The following is a 19617-nucleotide window of genomic DNA, read 5'->3' on the forward strand; positions in this document are numbered from 1 at the left end:
GAGCAAAGTATGGAATTAACAGTAGGAAATAATGCACCTGATTTTAGTTTGCCAACAGATTCTGGCGAAATTTTATCGCTGAGTGAATTTTTTGATAAAAAAAATGTAGTCCTTTATTTTTATCCTAAAGACGATACTCCGGGCTGTACAATGGAGGCAAAAGGCTTTAGAGACAAAATAGAAAATTTCTCTTCTCTTGACACAGTGATAATTGGTGTATCAAAAGATAGCGTTAAGTGCCACGCTAACTTCAAAGCAAAATATTCTTTGCCATTTTCTTTAGTTTCTGATGAAAATGCTGAAATGTTGGAAAAATATGGTGTTTGGGTAGAAAAAAGCATGTTTGGCAAAAAGTATATGGGAATAGAGCGCACTACTTTTTTAATCGATAAAAAAGGTAAAGTAGTGAAGATCTGGAAAAACGTAAAAGTTAGTGGACATGTTGATGAGGTTCTAGAAGAAGTAAGGAGAATATAAATTAAAGAATGACTACCCATTGCTATATAAAAAAACTGAAATTATATAACTTTCGTAGTCATTCAAACTTTGAACTGGATTTAGATGATAGACCAGTTGTAGTAACTGGCAAAAATGGTATTGGAAAAACTAATATACTTGAAGCAATCTCATTGCTTGCTAAAAGCAACGGAATGAAAAAAGCAAAAATCAATGAGATGCAAAATAGGCGCAGTAATGAAAGTTGGGTAGTGTATTATGATTTTTTCAATGGAGCAGAGCTTAACTCAATTGGTATAGGAAAGAATCTTAATAAGAAATTAATACAAATTGATGGGAAAACGCAGTCAAGCTACTCATCTTTGTATAGAATATCTAATGTAATATGGCTAATTCCACAAATGGACTATATTCTTCTTAATTCTCCAAGTGACAGGTTAAAATTTTTAGACCGTATAGTTTCACTATTTGAAGAAAATTACACCTATTGCTACATGAAATATAGAAAAGCTAAGCATGAGCGAAGTAAATTGCTTAGAGAGAATATTTTGGACGAAAGTTGGCTCTCTAGTCTTGAAAACGTCATGGCTACCAATGCAATTGATATTTTACGTATGCGATCATCTGTTTTAAAGATATTACAAGACACAATTGATAACCATTCTTGTGAGTTTTTTCCAAAGGCAAGTTTGAAATTTAGCAGTCAGCTAACTTTGAACGATACTGCAGAATATTTTCAGAATCGTCTAAAGGAAAACAGAGAAAAAGACTCATTAACTGGTAGAGTAACCTTTTCTGTACATAATGATAATTTTTGGGTTTTTTGCCAAAAAGGGGACATGCCAATAAATCTTTGTTCTACTGGAGAGCAAAAGCTATTACTGCTTTCTATCATCTTATCTAGTGTAAAAGCAAGGTGTATTCATTACAATAAAGCACCTCTTCTTCTGCTTGACGATATAATGTCGCATCTGGATAAAGATTACAGAAAGGTGTTAATGGAGGAGGTGTTAAGCATTCAATGTCAAACTTGGATAACCGATGTAAATCAAGATAATTTCAATAACTATCTTTGCTCTTTCAAGTTTTTTGAATTATCAAGTAAATAAATTTCAAGCGTGCTGTCATACATCAAGCTCATATTCGGTATGTAAATCTCTAATTAAAGCCTCAGCGTGTTTTTTTTGAACAACTATACTGATCTTGATTTCGGACATTGTGACAGCAAGTATTTCTATCTTTTTTTCGCTTAAAACCTTGAGTGTGCGATACATCACTTCAGTGTTAGACATAACACCAATACCAATTATTGAAATTTTAGCTATATTATTGTTTACGACATAATTTTCATTTTTGTTCAATAACTTTGTCATTAAATCAACATCAAATTTAGAAATCAAAAAGCTTGACCCATGTATCATGTCAACTTTAACGTTTGCTCCTGCTATATCTCTTAAAGTATCCAGAGTATTTGCAAAGTTAGTAAAAGTTACAAGAGCTTCGTGAGTGCTATAAGTTATTCCAGTAATTAAGTATCTTTCCAGTACATCTTTTTCGTGTAGTACTGTAGTGCCTTCTACTTCCTCAAAAGTGGATAACACTTGCACCTTAATATTATGCTTCATTGCAAGTTGTACTGAACGATTATGCAATATTTTAGCACCAGATGACGACATCTCCAATATTTCATTGTAAGAGATAGATTTAAGCTTGCGTGCCCTTGGAACAATTTTTGGGTCTGCTGTATATATTCCGTCAATATCAGTAAAAATTTCACAAGTCCTAATACCAAAGACTACAGCAAAGGCAATTGCTGAGATATCAGATCCTCCTCTACCAAAAGTAGTGATTCTATCATCGTGTATACCCTGAAAACCAGCAATGATTGCAGCAGTATAACCCTCAGCAAAAGATCTTTTTACATGGTCAATTTTTATCTTTTTTATTTTAGACTCAGAATAAAAATTATCCGTTACAATTGGTAACTGCCAGGCGAGCCATGATTTAGCATTAACTCCAACAGACAGAAGAGTGATAGCTAATAACCCGCAAGAGATTTGTTCTCCTGCTGAAAGCAGGACATCATACTCTGATAACTCTTGTCTACAATTTAAATTTGAAATTTGCCTGGCTTGAAAAGCCATTTGGTCAGTGAATCCTGCAGCAGCAGATACAACAGCAATTACATTATAACCTTTTTCAATATCGTTTTTTATTAGATTTGCAACTCGATTTAAGTCAGTTAGCGAAGTACCACCAAATTTTTTTATTATTATTTTGTTCATAGTTACAATAAGGTCAATTTCACCTTTCTAGAGAGTATAGTTGCTTAATTAAATGTGTTTTTCTGATCACTAATTAAAGTTGATAGAGGATTATTCATCTTTATCACTACCAAGGTCTTTTAACATACTGTAGTTGCCTTTTCTAAATTTACCTTTTAAAGATGTAACTCCGCTTTCGCTAATTCCACTTAAGCTTAATGCTGCTCCACCTAGCTGCAATCCAATCTCAGACGTCTCGGGAATAATTTTACTAGCCCCTAGATCTTTATAAACCTCCACATTATTCAAATCTGGTAAACGTATTATAATATTTACATGTGGGAAGTTTGTTGCAACTAGAGAAACTATTTTCTTTATAGTGACTTCGTTCTTTATTGAAACCACAAGAGCTTGAGCTCTTTCTATTCCTACTGATTTTAAAATTTCATATCTTGTAGCATCTCCAAGATATATAGGGAAACTGTCATTTTTTCCTTCTTTCACTATTTTTGATTGAATATCTACAACAACATAACTTAAATGCTCTGCAGTAAGCATTTTCGTTACCATATATCCCACTCTACCAAACCCGGCAACTATTACGTGGTTATAAAGATCTTGTGTGTCTGTTTCGATTGCTTCATCGTCTAGTATTATTTTTTCAGTGCTAAATGAATTTGCTATCCAGTCTCCAATTCCCGATAAAAGAGGAGTAAAAGCCATAGTTACTGTAGTTACCATCATAAGCACTTGAGCGATTTCACTTGATAGTACATCTAATTCATCTGCTAAACGGAATAAAATAAATGCAAATTCACCGCCTTGTGCAAGCAGTAATCCAGCTTGTATTGCAGGTGCACTTCTAAATCCAAAAAATCTACACAATGTATATATAATGGACGTCTTTAAAACGATAAGGATAATTGATAATAAAGTAACGAGTGGTAACTTATTGAGTAAAAGGTCAATATCAATAGACATGCCAACAGTCATAAAGAATAAACCAAGAAATAAGTCTTTAAATGGCAATACTGCATGTTCTACCGAATTCCTGTGTTCTGTTTCTGCAACTAGTAACCCAGCAACAAATGCGCCTAATGCCATTGATAAATGAAATTGTTCAGTAATAAATGCTGATCCTAATATTATCAGAAGTGTTGTTGATATAAAGATTTCATTACTCTCCATTTTGGCAATAACCGAAAACAATGGCCTCAGTAATAACCTACCAGTTACAAATATCAACACCAATGCAATAGCTGCTTGCACTAATGAGCCTGCCAACGAGCTTATTAAGCTGTGTTCAGAATTGCCAGTAAGCAGGGGCACTAGTACTATTAGAGGTACCACTGCAAAGTCCTGCATTAGTAGCACTGCTATTGACAATCTACCAACTTGGCTTGCTTGAGAACCCTTTTCTTGCAGAACCTGCAACACTATTGCTGTTGAGGATAGTGCAAGTCCACCACCAATAACTGCTGCCATGTTTGTATTTACTCCAAAGGCAAGAGCAATGCACCATATTGCTATCATGGTAACTATAACTTGAAGGGAACCAAACCCAAACACATGCCTACGCATAGCGATAAGGCGTTCAAATGTCAATTCAAGACCTATAATGAACAATAGGAAAACTACGCCAAACTCTGCAAAGTTATCCATTACTTCAACTGAATGTATCAGATTAAATCCATGAGAACCAATCAATGCACCTGCAACAAAGTAACCAAGCACTGGACTAATATTCATTTTCCAAAACGCTATGACTATAAACACAGCAGCGGAAAGTAAGATTATAATATCAAACAAATGCTGAGAGCCGCTGTGCATAATATTTAACCTGTAGAATTAGACCATTTTATTGAACAACCAATACTTGATTTTTGGTCAATTGGAGGATTGCTAGTTTTTGCAATAAATTTCATCGCTTGAAATAAATCACTACTTCCTATTTCATAATTTTGAACTTTCTCTTTTTTTGCATTGTTAAAACGTCCACGATAACGAAGTTTTAAATCAGCGTTAAACCCAAAGAAATCAGGGGTACAAACAGCACCATACTCTTTAGCTACTTCTTGGTTACTGTCAATTAAATATGGAAATGTAAACTTATTTTTCTCTGCAAAATTAATCATGTTTTCAAAGGAGTCTTCTGGGTACTTATTCACATCATTTGGCATGATTGCAACGGTGTTTACCTGATAATCTTTTTTCAACAAATTAACATCGCTTACTAGATTGCTAATAATTGATTGAACGTAAGGACAGTGATTGCATATAAACATTACAATAAGACCATTTTCCCCATAGCAGTCACTTAATGTATAATATTTGTTATCCACTCCCAAGAGATTGAAATTCTTTGCAGTAAAGTCTAAATCTATCTTAGGAGTGTCTAGCGTAACCATAGCTCATAGAGAATTGTATACCGTATATAATTTATGATCTTATTGCTTAAATGTCAAATGGTTTCTATGTACACTATTTGCATTTAGCATTGTAATTATAAAATTTATGTTCATAACCTTCGAAGGAATAGATGGTTCTGGTAAAACAACACAGTCTGAGTTACTTGCAAATTATTTCAAGCAAATTCACGGTGAAAATAATGTCGTATTGACTAGAGAACCAGGTGGTACTGATTTTGCAGAAAAAATAAGAGGATCACTACTTAAGGATAATATTGATCCCATCTCTGAACTTTTATTATTTACCTCAATGAGATATGAACATATGAAAGAATTAATACTACCAGCTCTTAAAGAGGGAAAGACAGTTATTTGTGATCGATTTATCGATTCAACTATTGCGTATCAAGGGTATGGACTAGGTGTTGACTTGAGTCTAATAAGAGACTTACACAAATTAGTGGAAATTAAATATCCAGATATCACATTTATTTTAGATATTGATGTTCAAGTTGGACTCAGCAGAGCAAAGGATAAAAATAAGTATGAAGAAATGAGCATTGATTTCTATCATAAAATTCGAAAAGGATTTCAAGAAATAGCTATAAAAGAATCTAATAGATGTAATGTTATTACTGGAATTGCAGATAAAGACAACAATAAAGTGTATAGTGAAATTATTGATGTAATAAGAAAAAAGAAAAAAGGCATGCAGCCGCTATAATTTTGTCAATAAATACCCTGAGTTTTTTACTGAATGTTACGATTGAGCCTACAGGTCAAAAACAAGCTTTGAGTTAGAAATAACATTGCTATTATAATAAAAGAAATCGCAATATTTGTACAATTGAAAGATGGTTGCGGGAGTAGGATTTGAACCTACGACCTTCAGGTTATGAGCCTGACGAGCTACCGAGCTGCTCCATCCCGCGTCATTGCTTATTTATTATTATATGCGTAATAATAATAAATAAAAGAATAAAATCACACTATTACATATATTTATATATCTATTAACCTTTCTTAACATGATAGTAAATTATATACATAACAATCTGTGCAATGAAAAATATAACTTGATATTGTGGTTCCCTATTTTTCAGTGTGCAGGAATTTTAACCTATTTCTCATTAAATTTTGAACCAAGCTGTGCTTTCACTATATCTATTTTTCTCTTGCTTTCACCTATACTAATTCTGATTGCAATATTATACAGGAAATACGCAATATTATGCATTTCTTTAATTGCAGTGCTCATAGGATTTACAGCCAGCAAATTCAGAACAGATTCAGTTAATACTCATATTCTTGATAAGGAAAGGTATGTGAAAGATATTGTTGCTACAGTGAAGGATATTAACGATAGGGGCTCATATAAACAATTTTTGCTTTATGAAATAAAAAACACGAAGTTCAAGCTGGATAACATCAGAATATCAGTTAAAACAAAAGCGGAAGAAGGCATTAAAATAGGGGATCAAGTAAAATTATCAGCAAAACTCTTTCCTCCAAAAATTGCGCCTTCGGAATATGCATATGATTTTGCAAGAATAGCATATTATCAGAAAATAAGTGCAACAGGCTTTGCAACAAGCAAAATAGTCCTGTACAAAAAGGCTGAAGCAAGAAAATTTCAAGAGTATATAGAATCTTTCCGTCAATATATCTATGAAAACCTACAGCAAAATACCAAAAAGCCACACGCGGACATAATCTCTGCATTATTAATTGGCAAAAAAGACGGGATAGATCAAAAAACTATGAATGCGATACGAGATTCAGGTATAGCACATTTATTCGCTATATCTGGTTTACATTTATCGTTTGTTGCTGGTCTATTTTTTATAGTATTCCGTAATTTATTTGCAATATCTGAAACTTTGACTCTTAAATATAACACTAAAAAAATATCTGCATTCTTTACTATCTTGCCAACTACCTTTTATTTGTTGATTACCGGTATGCAAATTTCTGCTCAGCGTGCCTACATCATGGTGATCTTGGTACTTGTTGCAATAATCATAGAAAGGAAATATCGAGGATTAATAGCAATTGCGTTTGCTGCTTCGGTGATACTCATAGTGGAGCCAGAAGCAATCTTAAAGCCAGGTTTTCAAATGTCATTTTCTGCTGTTTTGGCACTAGTTGCCAGCTATCAGATCAATGCTAATAAGTTATTCAAAATAAAAATAATAAAATATTTTGTGTCGATAATGATCAGCTCAGTCATAGCAAGTTTAGCAACTGTTCCGTACACAATATACAATTTTAACTATTTTTCAATCAGTGGCATTATCACAAATTTGATTGCTATACCAATAGTTACACTCATTATTATTCCACTTGGAATAATTTATGTTTTATTGATTCCTTTAGGTATTGAATGGATTATAGCGCCATTTATAGAGCGCCCAATTGACAGTATCTTGTGTATAACAAATGCAATCGCTAGTCTTCAGTATTTGGTTATTCCCACTCGCACTTTTCCTGGCTCATCAATTATTATAATAACACTTGGGTTATTGTGGCTATGCTTGTGGGAAAGGAATTGGCGTTTTTTTGGAATTTTCTTTATTGTGCTGGGTATTTTCTCTAGCGCTATGTATAGAACCCCTGACATCCTGGTCAGTATTGATAATCTTGCTGTAAAAGAAGATGACAGTTTACTATATTCTCTTACTAGGAAAAATAGGAACTTTGTTGTCAAAACATGGGCTAAACAAAACGGGCAGAATCAAATTTTGAATCACACTAAATTCAGTAATTCAAACAAAAGGCTAAAATGTAATGATTATGACTGTACATATAATAAAGGAAATAATAAGTCAGTGTTGCTAGCTCATAAAAGAGAAGATATTTTAGAAAATTGTAACAATGTCGATCTAGTAATTCAGTTAAGCAAGTTTAACTATCCAGCTTGCAATACTAAAATCATCAAATACTCTGACTTAGAGGCATATGGCACACACTCTGTTTGGCTAGCAAATAGTGGCATAAAGGTTAGCAAAGTCCGTTCTAATCGTCCTTGGCATAAGCCAAAAAACTTGTTTTAAAAGTGTTATTAGTATATAATTAATTAGGTGCTAGGAAGTTTATGCCTTTAGATATAATAAATCCTTTAAGTGTTAAAGTAGATCATAATTTTGCCAAAATAGATGATGCTATTGGTTTTTTCCCTAGATTATGGCATGCAGCAAAGAAATATTCCGTAAGTAACACTCTACCTATAGCAGCTGTAAATACTTGGCTTCAATTTTCTTTGGCTTATGTAGCTGCAATAATAATAACTAGTAATAATTTAAGCTTTATTACAGATATTTTTAACCCAACATTCATGCCAATTTACACTTTGGTTTCTATTATTCTTTTAACAACTTTTGCAGCCTCTTCTGCTATGAGATATATGCATAAGCAGAAGATAAAAGAAGGAAAAAAGCCGATAGAGGAATTAATAAATGATAAAATTAGAGGTGGCAAAGACAACGAGATAAGTGAACTTGCTGAAAATGCTCTAAAAATAGAGATAAAACCAAATTTAAGTCTTATAGGTCGCAAAAAAGCAAACTTTTCAATAATTTTGCCAATTTCTGAAAATCAAAGAAAAACATTAGATGATCAAAGACAAGAGAATAAAAATAAGGCCATTTTTCTTACCATAACATATATAATTAGCACTGTAATTATAGTTGGCGCATTAATACAAAATAGATTTAGCTTTGCCAATGTTCAGGATTTGGAATGGGCCATAGTTGCACTGGCTAGTATCATTGCTATTGTTGGGATATGTATAACATTCAGCAAGCTAAAAAACAATGAGATAAACAATAATCATAATATTGTTAAAAAGTTTAACAATTTGGATATTCTCTTTCCATTCAGAAGAGGTGGGGTTGTATCGGTAATAGAAAAAAAGACAAAAGATGAGGAAGAAAATGATTCTATATCTCAATTGATAAAATTACTTGATAAGCACTTGACTGATTTTACAGATAAAATTGTTGCTTCATTTGATAAGCAGCTAGATGAAGTTAAAGATCTACTTGATAATAGCCTTCTAAAGCCTGCAAATGATGAAATTCAAGAAACACTTGTTCATCTACAAGGAATTAGAGGAGACATCAAAAAAGATTTAGATAAGTTGCGTAAGGAAATGATGGTCATTTTAAGCGAAGCTAAAGGGTTGGCAAAAAGAACAAATTCACTAAACATTGAAAGCATTTTTTCTAGTTTAGAGAATACTATTAAAATCGCTGAAGATAAGGTTGAGCGATTTGAACCAAGCAGATTTGTTGGCTTTTTTCAATCTAGAGAAGAAATAATTAGCAACGACAACGATTTTTTTTGTATGTTGAAAAAGCAAGAAGAAGCGGAAAAGATAAAGAAGGAATTAGAAGAAGAACTCAAAAAAGTAAAAGATGAACTAGAGGAATTAAAGAATAAACAGACTCAATCAAATGAACCTAATAGCAGTGAAGGCAGTATTACTGCTACTCCTTTTGACAAACAACGGGATGAAGAGAAAAAAGCAAAAGAAAAAAATAGACTATTAAAATCAAAAAAAAGGATGAAAGAGCTGGAGCAAGAAAATGCAAAATTGGAAAAAGAATTATCTGAACAAGAAAAAATGGATGAATGGAGAAAAAAAGTTAACGGTAAAGCAAGTGACTTTCTATATTATTTATTAGAGTCTATTAAGCTAGAAGAAAAAGATAAAAAAGAAGAAAAGAGGGAGTTAACGCTACGGGATTTTGATAATAAAATAATAATTTACTGGAAAGATGGCTCTCAAATAATTTGCCATATTAAAAAACAAGACGGCCTTCAAATTCAACCTAGTACAAAAGTTGATTTTGTGAATCCAGATGTTCATGCAGCATTCAAAGTAGCTTGCGCAGGGTAGTGACCATAGATATAACCTTAAATGTTAATAGTGACGAAAAAAAAATTAAGGCTAGATACTTACATAGCTAAAAAGTGCAACATATCACGCAGTAAAGCGCAAAGATTGATACAAGATGAGCGGGTAACATTATTTGGCACGCCGATAATTAATAATGACCACATAGTAAAACCAGGTGAAGAGTATATAGTACATCTCGTTCAACCTGACATATCCACATCAATTGAACCTAACTATAATATAAAGCTTGATATCATCTACGAAGATGGGGACATTATAGTTCTGAGTAAACAAAGTAGATTAACAGTACACCCAGGTGCTGGAACAAACAATGATACACTCCTGAATGCGGTGATCGCTCACCTTGGCAAAATTCCATATACAAATACAAGACCAGGAATTGTTCACAGGCTTGATAAAGATACTAGTGGACTCATGGTAATTGCAAAAAATGAACAATCCCACAGCTTCTTGTCTGAACTGCTATCAAATCGTAAAATAAAAAGGGAATACTTAGCAGTAATTTGGGGAGCATTACCTAATCTGCAAGGAACAGTAAAAACCCATATTGCTCCAAAACGCAGTAATAAAGAAATGATGTGTGTCACAAAAACAGCAGGTAAATTAGCAATCACTCATTATTCAGTGAAGAAAATTATAGGGCAAGCAAGCCTGGTTAAATGTACTTTAGAGACAGGCAGAACACACCAAATTCGAGTACACATGAGCCACATAGGACATTCTGTAGTTGGTGATCAAGTTTACGGAAAAAATAGTAGTAAAAGTGAAAAACATGCTAAAAACTCTGACTTTATCCGTAATTTCAATAGACAGGCACTACATGCTCACACGCTAGGCTTATATCATCCAAAAAGTAAAGAATATATAGAATTTGTTTCTGATTTACCACAAGACATGCAAGTCTTAATCGGTGAATTTGAAAATATATCTTAACAACATTCATATCAATATTATCATCCATGTTATCAAGAGGTTAATTAATGAGAGAAAAACTGCTGCACTACCTAGATCTTTCACTTTTTTTGAAAGTATATGTTGTTCACTGGAAATACGCTCAATTGTTGTTTCAAAAGCAGTGTTAATAATTTCTACAATTAACACCAAAAATAGGCTACTTACCATTACTGCAAGTTCTAAATTACTTACATCTAAAACAAACAAAGTTGAAACACATATTATAAAAAGCAGTAACTCCTGTCTGAACGCAACTTCTGATACAAAAGCTGATTTTATTCCTTCACAGGAGTATTGAATTGCTTTTATTAGACGAGTAATGCTTTTCTTCATTATCAATTTTGGAAACTCAATGAATTACACTTATTGCACTCAGGTAAAAAATGCATGAAAATACCTTTCAGTCGTGATCACTTACAAAGATTTTTAAGTTAAAGTCTAGCATATTGTTTGAATCAAGAAAATTAGTACAAAGCCTTTCAACAAACGCTCAAGGCAGTTATAGCATTTCTCATAATAGTCCGAACAGGTCATAGGAAGGCAGAATCAACAGCACGACGAAAGGATTCGAATAGAGGAATGTTTTTCCTGGCTCTGTTTTTTATAGCAAACCAATAATGCTCAATTTTGTTGAAATCTGGAGAATATGGAGGAAGATATAAAATTTCTGCACCAACTCCTTTAGCAAATCTTATTAGACTTATGAAAAGTAGCATTATCAAGGATAACAGTTTGTCCAGGTTCCAAAATCGGTGTCAGAAACTGCTCAAACCATTATTAAAGATATCCATATTGCAGTGGCCTTTAAAGGTTAACGGAGCAATTATTTTTCTTCCTACTTAAGGCTGCAACCATGCTAATTCGTTGAGTTTTCTTTCCAGATTTTAGGGCATAAAACCGCTGTCCTTTCTGGCAATACCCATAGGTTCAGTGTTATCAATGCCAGACTCATCTATATACACTAATTCTTTAGGTTCTTTTGTTGCTATAACCTTTGAAAATTGAGCTCGCTTTTCTTCATTTCTTTCTTTATATCCGTAGGTCTTTTTTTTCTTGTGAATCCTATATTTTTAAGTGCTCGATGAATTGTTTGTCTACTAATATTGCCCCAGCATCTCTGACTGAGTTTTGCCACCTTGCTCATTTGCAAATTCGGCAAATGCATTCCAGTCGGTAATTTTATGCCACGCTTCCAAGCTTTTTTGATTGAAAATCTCCCGTTTTCTCACGTCTTTTCTTCCACTCATATAAAGTTGTTTTTCCAATCTTAAATCTCTTGGCAACAGTTTCTCCACTCTCTCCTTCATCCAATGCTTCCATTACCTTTTTCCTTAAGTCATAACTATATGCTGCTGGCATGCTTACCATCACTACTATAAATCCATATCTTACCTTTTTTGGACTATTATGAGAAGTGCTATATATATTGATACTGACACAAAAATCCTTTAATTAAATTTCTCTCGCCTTAGCTTACACGATCCTCATTTTGAAATAAGTAATAATTTATTATAGTCTTGATATTTAAACATTTTGTATCTGCTGTAATGATTTCACTTCCAATTTGCTATTCTTTACATATTGAATTGCAAGCGCTAACGCTTTACTCCCAGAAGCTGTGGTGCTATAAGCTATATTTTGCAAAATAGCAGTTCTCCTGATATCTTTGCTATCTGAAACTGATTTCACACCTTTTGAGGTATTGATTACTAGATTTATTTTTCCATCTTTGAGCATATCAACTATGTGGGGTCTGCCTTCTCTCACTTTATTTACAGCTTTTGCAGCAATGCCGTTATTGTTCAGATACGAAGCTGTGCCTTTGGTGGCATATATTTCAAAACTCAGTTCTTTCAACATTCGTGCAACAGTCAATATATACTCTTTATCATCATCTTTTACTGAAATCAGAGCTGTTCCTTCTGTTGGTAACTTGTATCCTGCAGCCATGTGCACTTTTGCAAGTGCAGCTTCGAAAGATGAGTCAATTCCCATCACTTCTCCTGTTGATTTCATTTCAGGACCAAGTAAAGTATCAACTCCTGCAAAGCGGGTAAATGGAAAAACAGCAGCTTTAACTGCAAAATGATTGAAAGGCTTGTTTTCCTGATTCAAAATTTTACCCAAAATAACCTGAGTGGCAAGCTTTGCAATAGGAATATTGATTACCTTGGAAATAAAAGGAACGGTTCGACTAGCTCGTAAATTTACTTCAAGTATGCATACATCACTCTCTTGAACAGCAAACTGAATGTTTATCAGACCTTTCGCTTCTAGTGCAAGAGCTATTCTTTCAGTTTGGAGCTCGATCTCTTTTATTACTTCGTCACTCAATGTGTTTGTCGGTATTGAGCATGTTGAATCGCCAGAGTGGATACCAGCTTCTTCAATATGCTCCATGACCGCTGCAATGAAAACTTTTTCCCCATCACACACAGCATCAACGTCAACCTCAACTGCATTGACTAAAAATTTATCAAGAAGAAGCGATCCGTGTTCAAAAATTTTGGTTTGATTCAAGACATACTCTTTAAAGCTCTGAGTATCATGTCTAATCGACATAGACTGACCGCCGAGGACATATGATGGCCTAACTACTAGTGGAAACCCCACCTTTTCTGCGTTGGTTAACGCTTCTTCTACTGAATGGCAGATAGAACTTTCAGGTTGTTTTAAATTAAGTTGCAAAGCAAGGTTTTTAAACCTCATGCGATCTTCTGCAAGGTCAATAGAATCAAACGAAGTTCCCAGAATTTTGAAACCTCTCTCGTTAAGCACTTTGGCTAACTTTAAAGGTGTTTGACCACCTATTTGAACTATTACACCAACCAGTGTGCCATTTTCTTGCTCTTTGCTTAGTATTTCAAGCACATCCTCTGCAATCAGTGGGGCGAAATATAAACGATCAGCGGTATCATAATCAGTTGAAACGGTTTCTGGATTACAGTTAATCATTATTGTTTCATACCCCATTTCTTTGGCGGCAGAAGCTGCATGTACGCATGCATAATCAAACTCAATACCTTGACCAATGCGATTTGGACCACTTCCTAAAATGACAACCTTTTCTCGGTCAGAAACATCTGCTTCGCACTCCATTCCCTCTGTCATCCGAGTAGCTGACACTGGGATCCATTCTTCCTTATCTCTAGTCACACGCTGGATTGTGTTACTCTCATAACAGCCATACATATAAGCAGTGCTCGATTCAAATTCAGCTGCACAGGTGTCTACACGCTTATAAACTGGATTAACATCAAATTTTTTCCTTATTGCTTCAATTTGTTCTACTTTCTTATTGCTTAATTTTGCCAATCTTGCATCTGAAAACCCCATTTTTTTCAGCTCTAACATTTCATATGCAGTTCCAGGAAGGCCGTTTTCCTTGATTTTTTGTTCAGCCAAGATGATTTGCTGTATATTTTGCAGAAACCATAAGTCATATCCTGTAATCGAATTTATTTCTTCTATGCTAATTCCGTGACGCATTGCGTCAGCAGCAATCAGTAATCTGTTTGGCAGCAATTTTGCTAATTGAGATTTAACATCTGTGTCTTCAGAAAACACTTCATCAAGTCCCGTGAGCCCTGTTTCAAGTGAGCGAAAAGCTTTCTGTAGTGACTCATTAAAAGTGCGGCCTATAGACATTACTTCTCCCACTGATTTCATGGAGGTTGATAGTTCACAATTCGTCCCCTTAAATTTCTCAAACTCAAATCGAGGAATTTTAGTGACGATATAATCAATCACTGGTTCGAATGCAGCAGGTATAACTGGAGCACAGTCGTTACATATTTCATCGAGCGAATAGCCAATAGCAAGTTTAGTTACAACTTTTGCAATAGGATAGCCTGTTGCTTTCGAAGCAAGTGCAGAGGAGCGAGAAACCCTTGGATTCATTTCAATTACAACGAGGCTTCCATCTTCTTTAGGATTCACTGCAAACTGAACATTTGCACCACCGGCGCTAACATCAATTTCTCTCAACACTGCTATAGATGCATTTCTCATTTGTTGATATTCAGCATCACGCAGAGTCAAAGCAGGAGCAACTGTGATACTATCTCCGGTGTGCACTCCCATTGGATCAATATTTTCTATTGAACACACTATTATACAGTTATCCTTGCAGTCACGGATAACTTCCATTTCATATTCCTTCCAGCCCATAATTGATTCATCTATCTGAACTTCATTTATTGGTGAAATTTTTAGAGCACTTTCTGCAATATTGAAAAACTCCTCTTTATTGTATGCTATGCCGCTACCTGCGCCACCAAGAGTGAATGATGAACGGATGATTGCTGGTAATCCAATGTAATCCAAAGCCTTTTTTATTTGTTCTTGATTTTTTATAATGATACTTTTGGGGTATTTTAGACCTATTTTATCCATGGATTGGCGAAATAATTCTCTATCTTCCGCTTTTTTTATTGCTTCTCTATTTACTCCTATTAATTCTACGTTGTATTTGTCTAACACTCCATCATCTGCAAGTTTTATTGCGCAATTGAGTGCTGTTTGCCCGCCCATTGTTGGCAATATTGCATCTGGCATCTCCTTAATTATAATTTTCTCTATGATTTCAGGTAGCACCGGCTCAATATAAGTTGCATCAGAGAATTCAGGATCTGTCATTATAGTTGCGGGGTTGGAGTTAACTAAAATGACTTTATAACCTTCACTTTTTAATACTTTACAGCTTTGCGTTCCAGAATAATCAAACTCGCATGCCTGACCTATAACTATTGGGCCTGCTCCTATTACTAATATAGATTCTATATCTGTGCGTTTTGGCATAATTACAATAATAGTCTCGACTCAAATAATGTTACCAATCTTTCCTGTGTATGTGAATTTTTATTAAACCTAACTACCTTTAGGCTTAACAGTATCTTTGCAGATACTATGGTAATTTACTCGGGAGATTTGCTAAGTGGTAAGATTTGTCCTGATATGCTACAATCTTCAGAAGCAAGTTCTACAAATTTGTCTGTCAGTTTATCAGGTGGCACCAATTCAGATATATCTTTTCCCGAAAATGCTTGCTTATACATTTCACTATCGATAGGCCCTTCCGAATACACGGCATTTATGCATAAGTTCGTATGTTTTGTCTCAGATGCATATATCTTCACCATTGCTTCTAGTGCAGCCTTACTTGCAGCATATGGTACCCAATATGGATAAGAGGAAGGAGAAAGTGTTATCTCTGAGGTCATGAATATCGCTCTTCCAGCATTAGACTTTTTTAGTATTGGACCCAAATTTTTTAGCAAGTACCAACTGGCAGTAAAATTTGTATTCATTACGTTCTGTAGATCTTCAAGCTCACAATCATGAACAGAGCTCAACTTACCTAAAATTTCAGTGCATGCAATCAGTATATCAAGTGTTCCAGATTCTGATAATTTTGGGCTTTCTATCATATTTGCCAGTTTTTCTACGTTTTCAAAGTCTAAAAGGTCAAGCTGAATTAGTTTCACAGAGCCTTCTTTCAGCTCTTCAATTTCGTTATACAATGGCTTGAGATTATCAAGAGATCTGGAAATCAGAATTACACATGCACCTTCTTTTACAAATCTTTTTGCAACAGAAGAGCCTATTCCACCTGAAGCTCCGGTAATTAAAGCTATTTTACCTTCTAAGTCACCCATTTCTTTCTCCTTAGCAAGATCCATTGAAATATTTTAGCTGAAAATTAAATTTTGCTCCATATATAAAAATCAAACTTAGCACATAAAAAAATAGTAACGATACTATCACACCACCTAAACTTCCATATATCAAATTCAGTTGGTCAAAGGAAGCTTTTAAGTATTGCTTGAAAGCTGAAGCAGAGATCGTCCAAAGAATAACAGCTACACAAGATCCGGGAAATACGTCTGATAAGTTTTGTTTTATGTTTGGCAATGTAAAATATAGCCAAGATACTATAGTAAAAAGCAAAAACTCAATAAGTAAATATCTAGTATAACTTAGCCCTTGGTAAGAAAAATCAATTAACATTGGCACTAATGTAAAAAATACTATAGTCAGAGTTGTAACAAGCGTAATTGCTAAAAATTGTAATATACTGAGCACCCTTCTCCATATATAAGGCGATGAAACCGGGACTTTATAGGCCTTATTCAATATCGTTCTGAATCCTTCAATTGTCGATGAGGCAGTCCAAACAGCGCCTACAATTGCCAAGGTTAATAAGCTTTGCGGAGGGCCTGATATTATCTCCCTAATACGTGGCATCAAAGATGATAAAATATCCTGTGGCATGTTATCAATAATAAATGCCCAGCCGACATTGTATTGATCTAAGAAATTTGCGAACGTTGATGCCATGGCCATTAAAACAATAAGAAAAGGAAATATTGATAACAGGATTAAAAATGATAGATATCCTGCGTGCTCCACTCCATCATTATAAATTGTGTCAATTAAAGCACGATAAAGGCAATAAACGATACTATAAAATTTCTGTAGCACTTGTAATACAAATAAACTAAGAAAAGTATTCTAAATGAAATAAAGCATACTTTTAAGCAAAAAATCCTCACCGTTTACTTAAATTTAATCAAATTGAAGGATAATCCAGCGTTAAATACGGAGGCATAATGAAAAACTTTCTTCTACTTGTAGCTTTAATTCTTTCCTTTGCGTTTGATGTACATGCTGATGAAACATCAGCAGTGATATGTAAAATAGTGAGCTATACTCACAGTTTGGGTGGACCAATGATCACGATAGTGATAATAGGTGCAGCATTGCTTGCAATATTTGGCAGAATGCCGTGGCCAGCACTTTTTGCACTTGGTGCATTTACTGCTGTGTTTTTTGGTGCTCCTGCAGTTGTGAAAGCAATAACAGGACAAGATGCATGTACAACTAGTAGTACAACCCCAACTTGCCCTAGTGGTCAAACATGGGATGCAGCATCAAATAGATGCCGCTAGGCACTAAAATTTCAGAAAAACATTAGCAAATGGTGCTTCTTAAAGAAGCACCATCATTGCACGAACTTGTGATTTAAGAGCAATTTTTGCCAGTTCATCCAAGTACTGGTTTACTTTATGACGGTGTCATCCCAGTGCTTGACACTGGAATGGCTTTGTTGCACCACTCAAGGAAAGAACAGGCAGTTACTGATGGAATTTGTTATAAAATAGATATTTAGCCGACAAAGGAAAAATATGCCAATAAGAATGAAAGTCAGTAACTGCAATGAATATAACAAATTTCTTCAAGAAAGGGGAAATGTTTTTCATTATATCAACGATGCCATTGAAAATTGGTACGAAAATAGTCCAAAAGTAGCAGGTGGCAACAATGTCTACAGCGACAAAGTAGTGATTCTAATTCACATAATAACCTATCTATTCAGGATTGGTCTTAGGCAAACAGTGGGATTTATAGAGAAATATCTTGAGCAAATAGGGAAAATTTTGCAAATTATCAGCTATTCGCAGGCTTCAAGAAGGTTTAAAAAGCTTAATATCAAAATCAACGACTGCAGAGTTGATAAGAACGATATGGAAGATATTGAAATTGCTATAGATAGTACAGGTATCAGCATCTACAATAATATTCCAGGCCATAGTAAGGCAAATGGTACAGATAGAAAGTATCGCCGCTATGAGCAAACAAGAAAGCTACATGTAATGCTAGAGATAGGTAGTAAAAAAGTTATAGCTGCAAAATACAGTAGTGGAGTTTATTCCGACCACTATGGAGCCTGTGATCTTATTGAAAGAGTGGATACCAAGTATAACATAAGCACGATATATGCAGATAGGGCATATAATCGAAAGAAGTTATACAAACTGTGCGATGAGCTTGACATAAAGACAAGGATTCCTCCGCAAAATAATGCAGTAGAGCATCCAAAGTTGGATTATATGAATGAGAGAAATTCTACAATCAAGCTCATAAAGTCATATGATGAAGATGGTATGAAGAGGTGGAAAAAAGAGATAAATTATTGGAAGAGATCTTATATAGAAAGTTTTTTCTCGCGACTGAAGCAAATATTTGGATTTAGTTTTAGGAATAAATCTGAGATTAATCGTGAGAAGGAACTGCTACTCAAGTGTTATTTGCTTAACAAATTTACTGAAATAGGCATGGCTAAGTTTGATATAGCTTCATGAATTTATTATACATTACCCACTATCCGAAGAGCTGTGCAACAAAGCCATCCCAGTGTCAGCTACTCGGATGACACCATTTGCTACGCAATTTACTTTCAAAAATGAATGCTCGTACAGCTGTGTGTCAGCTACTTACATAACACCTCTCGAAAATTACTTTAGTTGCAAATATTAAGAAATTTACCAAATGAAGAAAAAAGGCAAAAGAATCCCCGTGTGACAAGTTTTATAATGTAAATTGGCGCTATAATAATGTGCTAACAAGCGCGTTTTGGCTGAATGTAGAAAAAATAAAAAAAGCCGCTATAATTTTTGTGTAATTTGCCAATAAATATTTGAGTTTTTTACTGATTTTGTAATTGAGCCTGCAGGTCAAAAATAAGGATAAATATTCTTGGTATCATAGTAAAGGGAATGACGAAATTTGTAAAGTAGTTTTCACTCAAATGACGCCCAGGCAAAAACTATAT

The 19617-nt window shown here is 34.4% G+C and carries 16 protein-coding genes, 1 tRNA gene and 1 pseudogene; 9 read left to right on the forward strand and 9 right to left on the reverse strand.

What is annotated here, in order from left to right; all coding sequences use genetic code 11:
- Positions 1 to 9: 9 nt before the first annotated feature.
- Together bcp and recF are read left to right on the forward strand one after the other, a co-directional pair.
- A complete protein-coding gene (gene bcp, locus OPR29_RS05445; protein WP_010403789.1) occupies positions 10 to 477 on the forward strand; it encodes a thioredoxin-dependent thiol peroxidase in 468 nt (155 codons plus the stop codon).
- A gap of 8 nt (positions 478 to 485) precedes the next feature.
- Entirely contained in the window at positions 486 to 1565 is a 1080-nt protein-coding gene (recF, locus tag OPR29_RS05450) for a DNA replication/repair protein RecF (RefSeq protein WP_007302298.1), read from the forward strand.
- A gap of 15 nt (positions 1566 to 1580) precedes the next feature.
- Here recF and OPR29_RS05455 read toward each other — a convergent pair whose 3' ends face one another.
- The 3 genes from OPR29_RS05455 to OPR29_RS05465 form a co-directional block, all read right to left on the reverse strand.
- Positions 1581 to 2741, reverse strand: coding sequence for an aspartate kinase (locus OPR29_RS05455; RefSeq protein WP_007302299.1), 1161 nt, complete (start codon positions 2739 to 2741; stop codon positions 1581 to 1583).
- A gap of 90 nt (positions 2742 to 2831) precedes the next feature.
- The gene (locus OPR29_RS05460) at positions 2832 to 4550 is read right to left on the reverse strand and encodes a monovalent cation:proton antiporter-2 (CPA2) family protein (RefSeq protein ID WP_007302300.1); all 1719 of its coding nucleotides are present in this window, start codon (positions 4548 to 4550) and stop codon (positions 2832 to 2834) included.
- Between the two features lie 5 nt (positions 4551 to 4555).
- On the reverse strand, positions 4556 to 5128 hold the full coding sequence (locus tag OPR29_RS05465; RefSeq protein WP_052264880.1) for a thioredoxin family protein: 573 nt from the start codon (positions 5126 to 5128) through the stop codon (positions 4556 to 4558).
- A 106-nt stretch (positions 5129 to 5234) separates the two neighbouring features.
- Between OPR29_RS05465 and tmk the strand changes: the two genes are divergently transcribed.
- Positions 5235 to 5852 (forward strand): dTMP kinase, encoded by a 618-nt coding sequence (tmk, locus tag OPR29_RS05470; protein WP_007302302.1) that lies wholly within the window; start codon positions 5235 to 5237, stop codon positions 5850 to 5852.
- A gap of 131 nt (positions 5853 to 5983) precedes the next feature.
- Here the strand turns inward: tmk and OPR29_RS05475 are convergent.
- A tRNA-Met gene (locus OPR29_RS05475) sits at positions 5984 to 6060 on the reverse strand.
- Positions 6061 to 6156: 96 nt separating this feature from the next.
- Between OPR29_RS05475 and OPR29_RS05480 the strand changes: the two genes are divergently transcribed.
- The 3 genes from OPR29_RS05480 to OPR29_RS05490 all read left to right on the forward strand — a co-directional run bounded on the left by OPR29_RS05480 (position 6157) and on the right by OPR29_RS05490 (position 10982).
- Positions 6157 to 8181 carry a ComEC/Rec2 family competence protein gene (locus OPR29_RS05480; protein ID WP_026097260.1) on the forward strand — a complete coding sequence of 675 codons (2025 nt, stop codon included), beginning with the start codon at positions 6157 to 6159 and terminating at the stop codon, positions 8179 to 8181.
- Between the two features lie 41 nt (positions 8182 to 8222).
- Entirely contained in the window at positions 8223 to 10028 is a 1806-nt protein-coding gene (locus tag OPR29_RS05485) for a hypothetical protein (protein WP_265025188.1), read from the forward strand.
- Positions 10029 to 10109: 81 nt separating this feature from the next.
- A complete protein-coding gene (locus OPR29_RS05490; protein WP_265025438.1) occupies positions 10110 to 10982 on the forward strand; it encodes an RluA family pseudouridine synthase in 873 nt (290 codons plus the stop codon).
- A 6-nt stretch (positions 10983 to 10988) separates the two neighbouring features.
- Here OPR29_RS05490 and OPR29_RS05495 read toward each other — a convergent pair whose 3' ends face one another.
- The 5 genes and pseudogenes from OPR29_RS05495 to OPR29_RS05515 form a co-directional block, all read right to left on the reverse strand.
- Entirely contained in the window at positions 10989 to 11336 is a 348-nt protein-coding gene (locus OPR29_RS05495) for a diacylglycerol kinase (RefSeq protein WP_254229995.1), read from the reverse strand.
- Positions 11337 to 11533: 197 nt separating this feature from the next.
- Positions 11534 to 12362 (reverse strand): annotated as a pseudogene (locus OPR29_RS05500) (IS630 family transposase).
- Positions 12363 to 12527: 165 nt separating this feature from the next.
- The gene (gene carB / locus OPR29_RS05505) at positions 12528 to 15803 is read right to left on the reverse strand and encodes a carbamoyl-phosphate synthase large subunit (RefSeq protein WP_264684878.1); all 3276 of its coding nucleotides are present in this window, start codon (positions 15801 to 15803) and stop codon (positions 12528 to 12530) included.
- 116 nt (positions 15804 to 15919) lie between these two features.
- Entirely contained in the window at positions 15920 to 16684 is a 765-nt protein-coding gene (locus OPR29_RS05510) for an SDR family oxidoreductase (protein WP_006013430.1), read from the reverse strand.
- A complete protein-coding gene (locus OPR29_RS05515) occupies positions 16671 to 17486 on the reverse strand; it encodes a YihY/virulence factor BrkB family protein (protein ID WP_265025189.1) in 816 nt (271 codons plus the stop codon). The genes OPR29_RS05510 and OPR29_RS05515 overlap by 14 nt, the downstream gene beginning before the upstream one ends.
- A 128-nt stretch (positions 17487 to 17614) precedes the next feature.
- On the opposite strand from OPR29_RS05515, the gene OPR29_RS05520 reads away from it, so the two are divergent.
- From OPR29_RS05520 to OPR29_RS05530, 3 genes are all read left to right on the forward strand, one after another.
- Positions 17615 to 17953: a TrbC/VirB2 family protein gene (locus OPR29_RS05520; protein ID WP_265025190.1), complete on the forward strand. Its 339-nt coding sequence runs from the start codon at positions 17615 to 17617 to the stop codon at positions 17951 to 17953.
- A gap of 86 nt (positions 17954 to 18039) precedes the next feature.
- A complete protein-coding gene (locus tag OPR29_RS05525; RefSeq protein WP_264687584.1) occupies positions 18040 to 18174 on the forward strand; it encodes a hypothetical protein in 135 nt (44 codons plus the stop codon).
- Positions 18175 to 18190: 16 nt separating this feature from the next.
- A complete protein-coding gene (locus OPR29_RS05530; RefSeq protein WP_213863789.1) occupies positions 18191 to 19147 on the forward strand; it encodes an IS5 family transposase in 957 nt (318 codons plus the stop codon).
- The last annotated feature ends 470 nt before the right edge of the window (positions 19148 to 19617 follow it).

This window comes from Wolbachia endosymbiont (group B) of Pammene fasciana (assembly GCF_947251495.1).
In the GTDB taxonomy this organism is placed as follows: domain Bacteria; phylum Pseudomonadota; class Alphaproteobacteria; order Rickettsiales; family Anaplasmataceae; genus Wolbachia.

Excerpts from the sequence above, each read along its gene's own strand:
- bcp (WP_010403789.1), top strand. The coding sequence starts at position 10 with ATGGAATTAACAGTAGGAAATAATGCACCTGATTTTAGTTTGCCAACA.
- recF (WP_007302298.1), top strand. The coding sequence starts at position 486 with ATGACTACCCATTGCTATATAAAAAAACTGAAATTATATAACTTTCGT.
- OPR29_RS05455 (WP_007302299.1), bottom strand. The coding sequence starts at position 2,741 with ATGAACAAAATAATAATAAAAAAATTTGGTGGTACTTCGCTAACTGAC.
- OPR29_RS05460 (WP_007302300.1), bottom strand. The coding sequence starts at position 4,550 with ATGCACAGCGGCTCTCAGCATTTGTTTGATATTATAATCTTACTTTCC.
- OPR29_RS05465 (WP_052264880.1), bottom strand. The coding sequence starts at position 5,128 with ATGGTTACGCTAGACACTCCTAAGATAGATTTAGACTTTACTGCAAAG.
- tmk (WP_007302302.1), top strand. The coding sequence starts at position 5,235 with ATGTTCATAACCTTCGAAGGAATAGATGGTTCTGGTAAAACAACACAG.
- OPR29_RS05480 (WP_026097260.1), top strand. The coding sequence starts at position 6,157 with ATGATAGTAAATTATATACATAACAATCTGTGCAATGAAAAATATAAC.
- OPR29_RS05485 (WP_265025188.1), top strand. The coding sequence starts at position 8,223 with ATGCCTTTAGATATAATAAATCCTTTAAGTGTTAAAGTAGATCATAAT.
- OPR29_RS05495 (WP_254229995.1), bottom strand. The coding sequence starts at position 11,336 with ATGAAGAAAAGCATTACTCGTCTAATAAAAGCAATTCAATACTCCTGT.
- carB (WP_264684878.1), bottom strand. The coding sequence starts at position 15,803 with ATGCCAAAACGCACAGATATAGAATCTATATTAGTAATAGGAGCAGGC.
- OPR29_RS05510 (WP_006013430.1), bottom strand. The coding sequence starts at position 16,684 with ATGGATCTTGCTAAGGAGAAAGAAATGGGTGACTTAGAAGGTAAAATA.
- OPR29_RS05520 (WP_265025190.1), top strand. The coding sequence starts at position 17,615 with ATGAAAAACTTTCTTCTACTTGTAGCTTTAATTCTTTCCTTTGCGTTT.
- OPR29_RS05530 (WP_213863789.1), top strand. The coding sequence starts at position 18,191 with ATGCCAATAAGAATGAAAGTCAGTAACTGCAATGAATATAACAAATTT.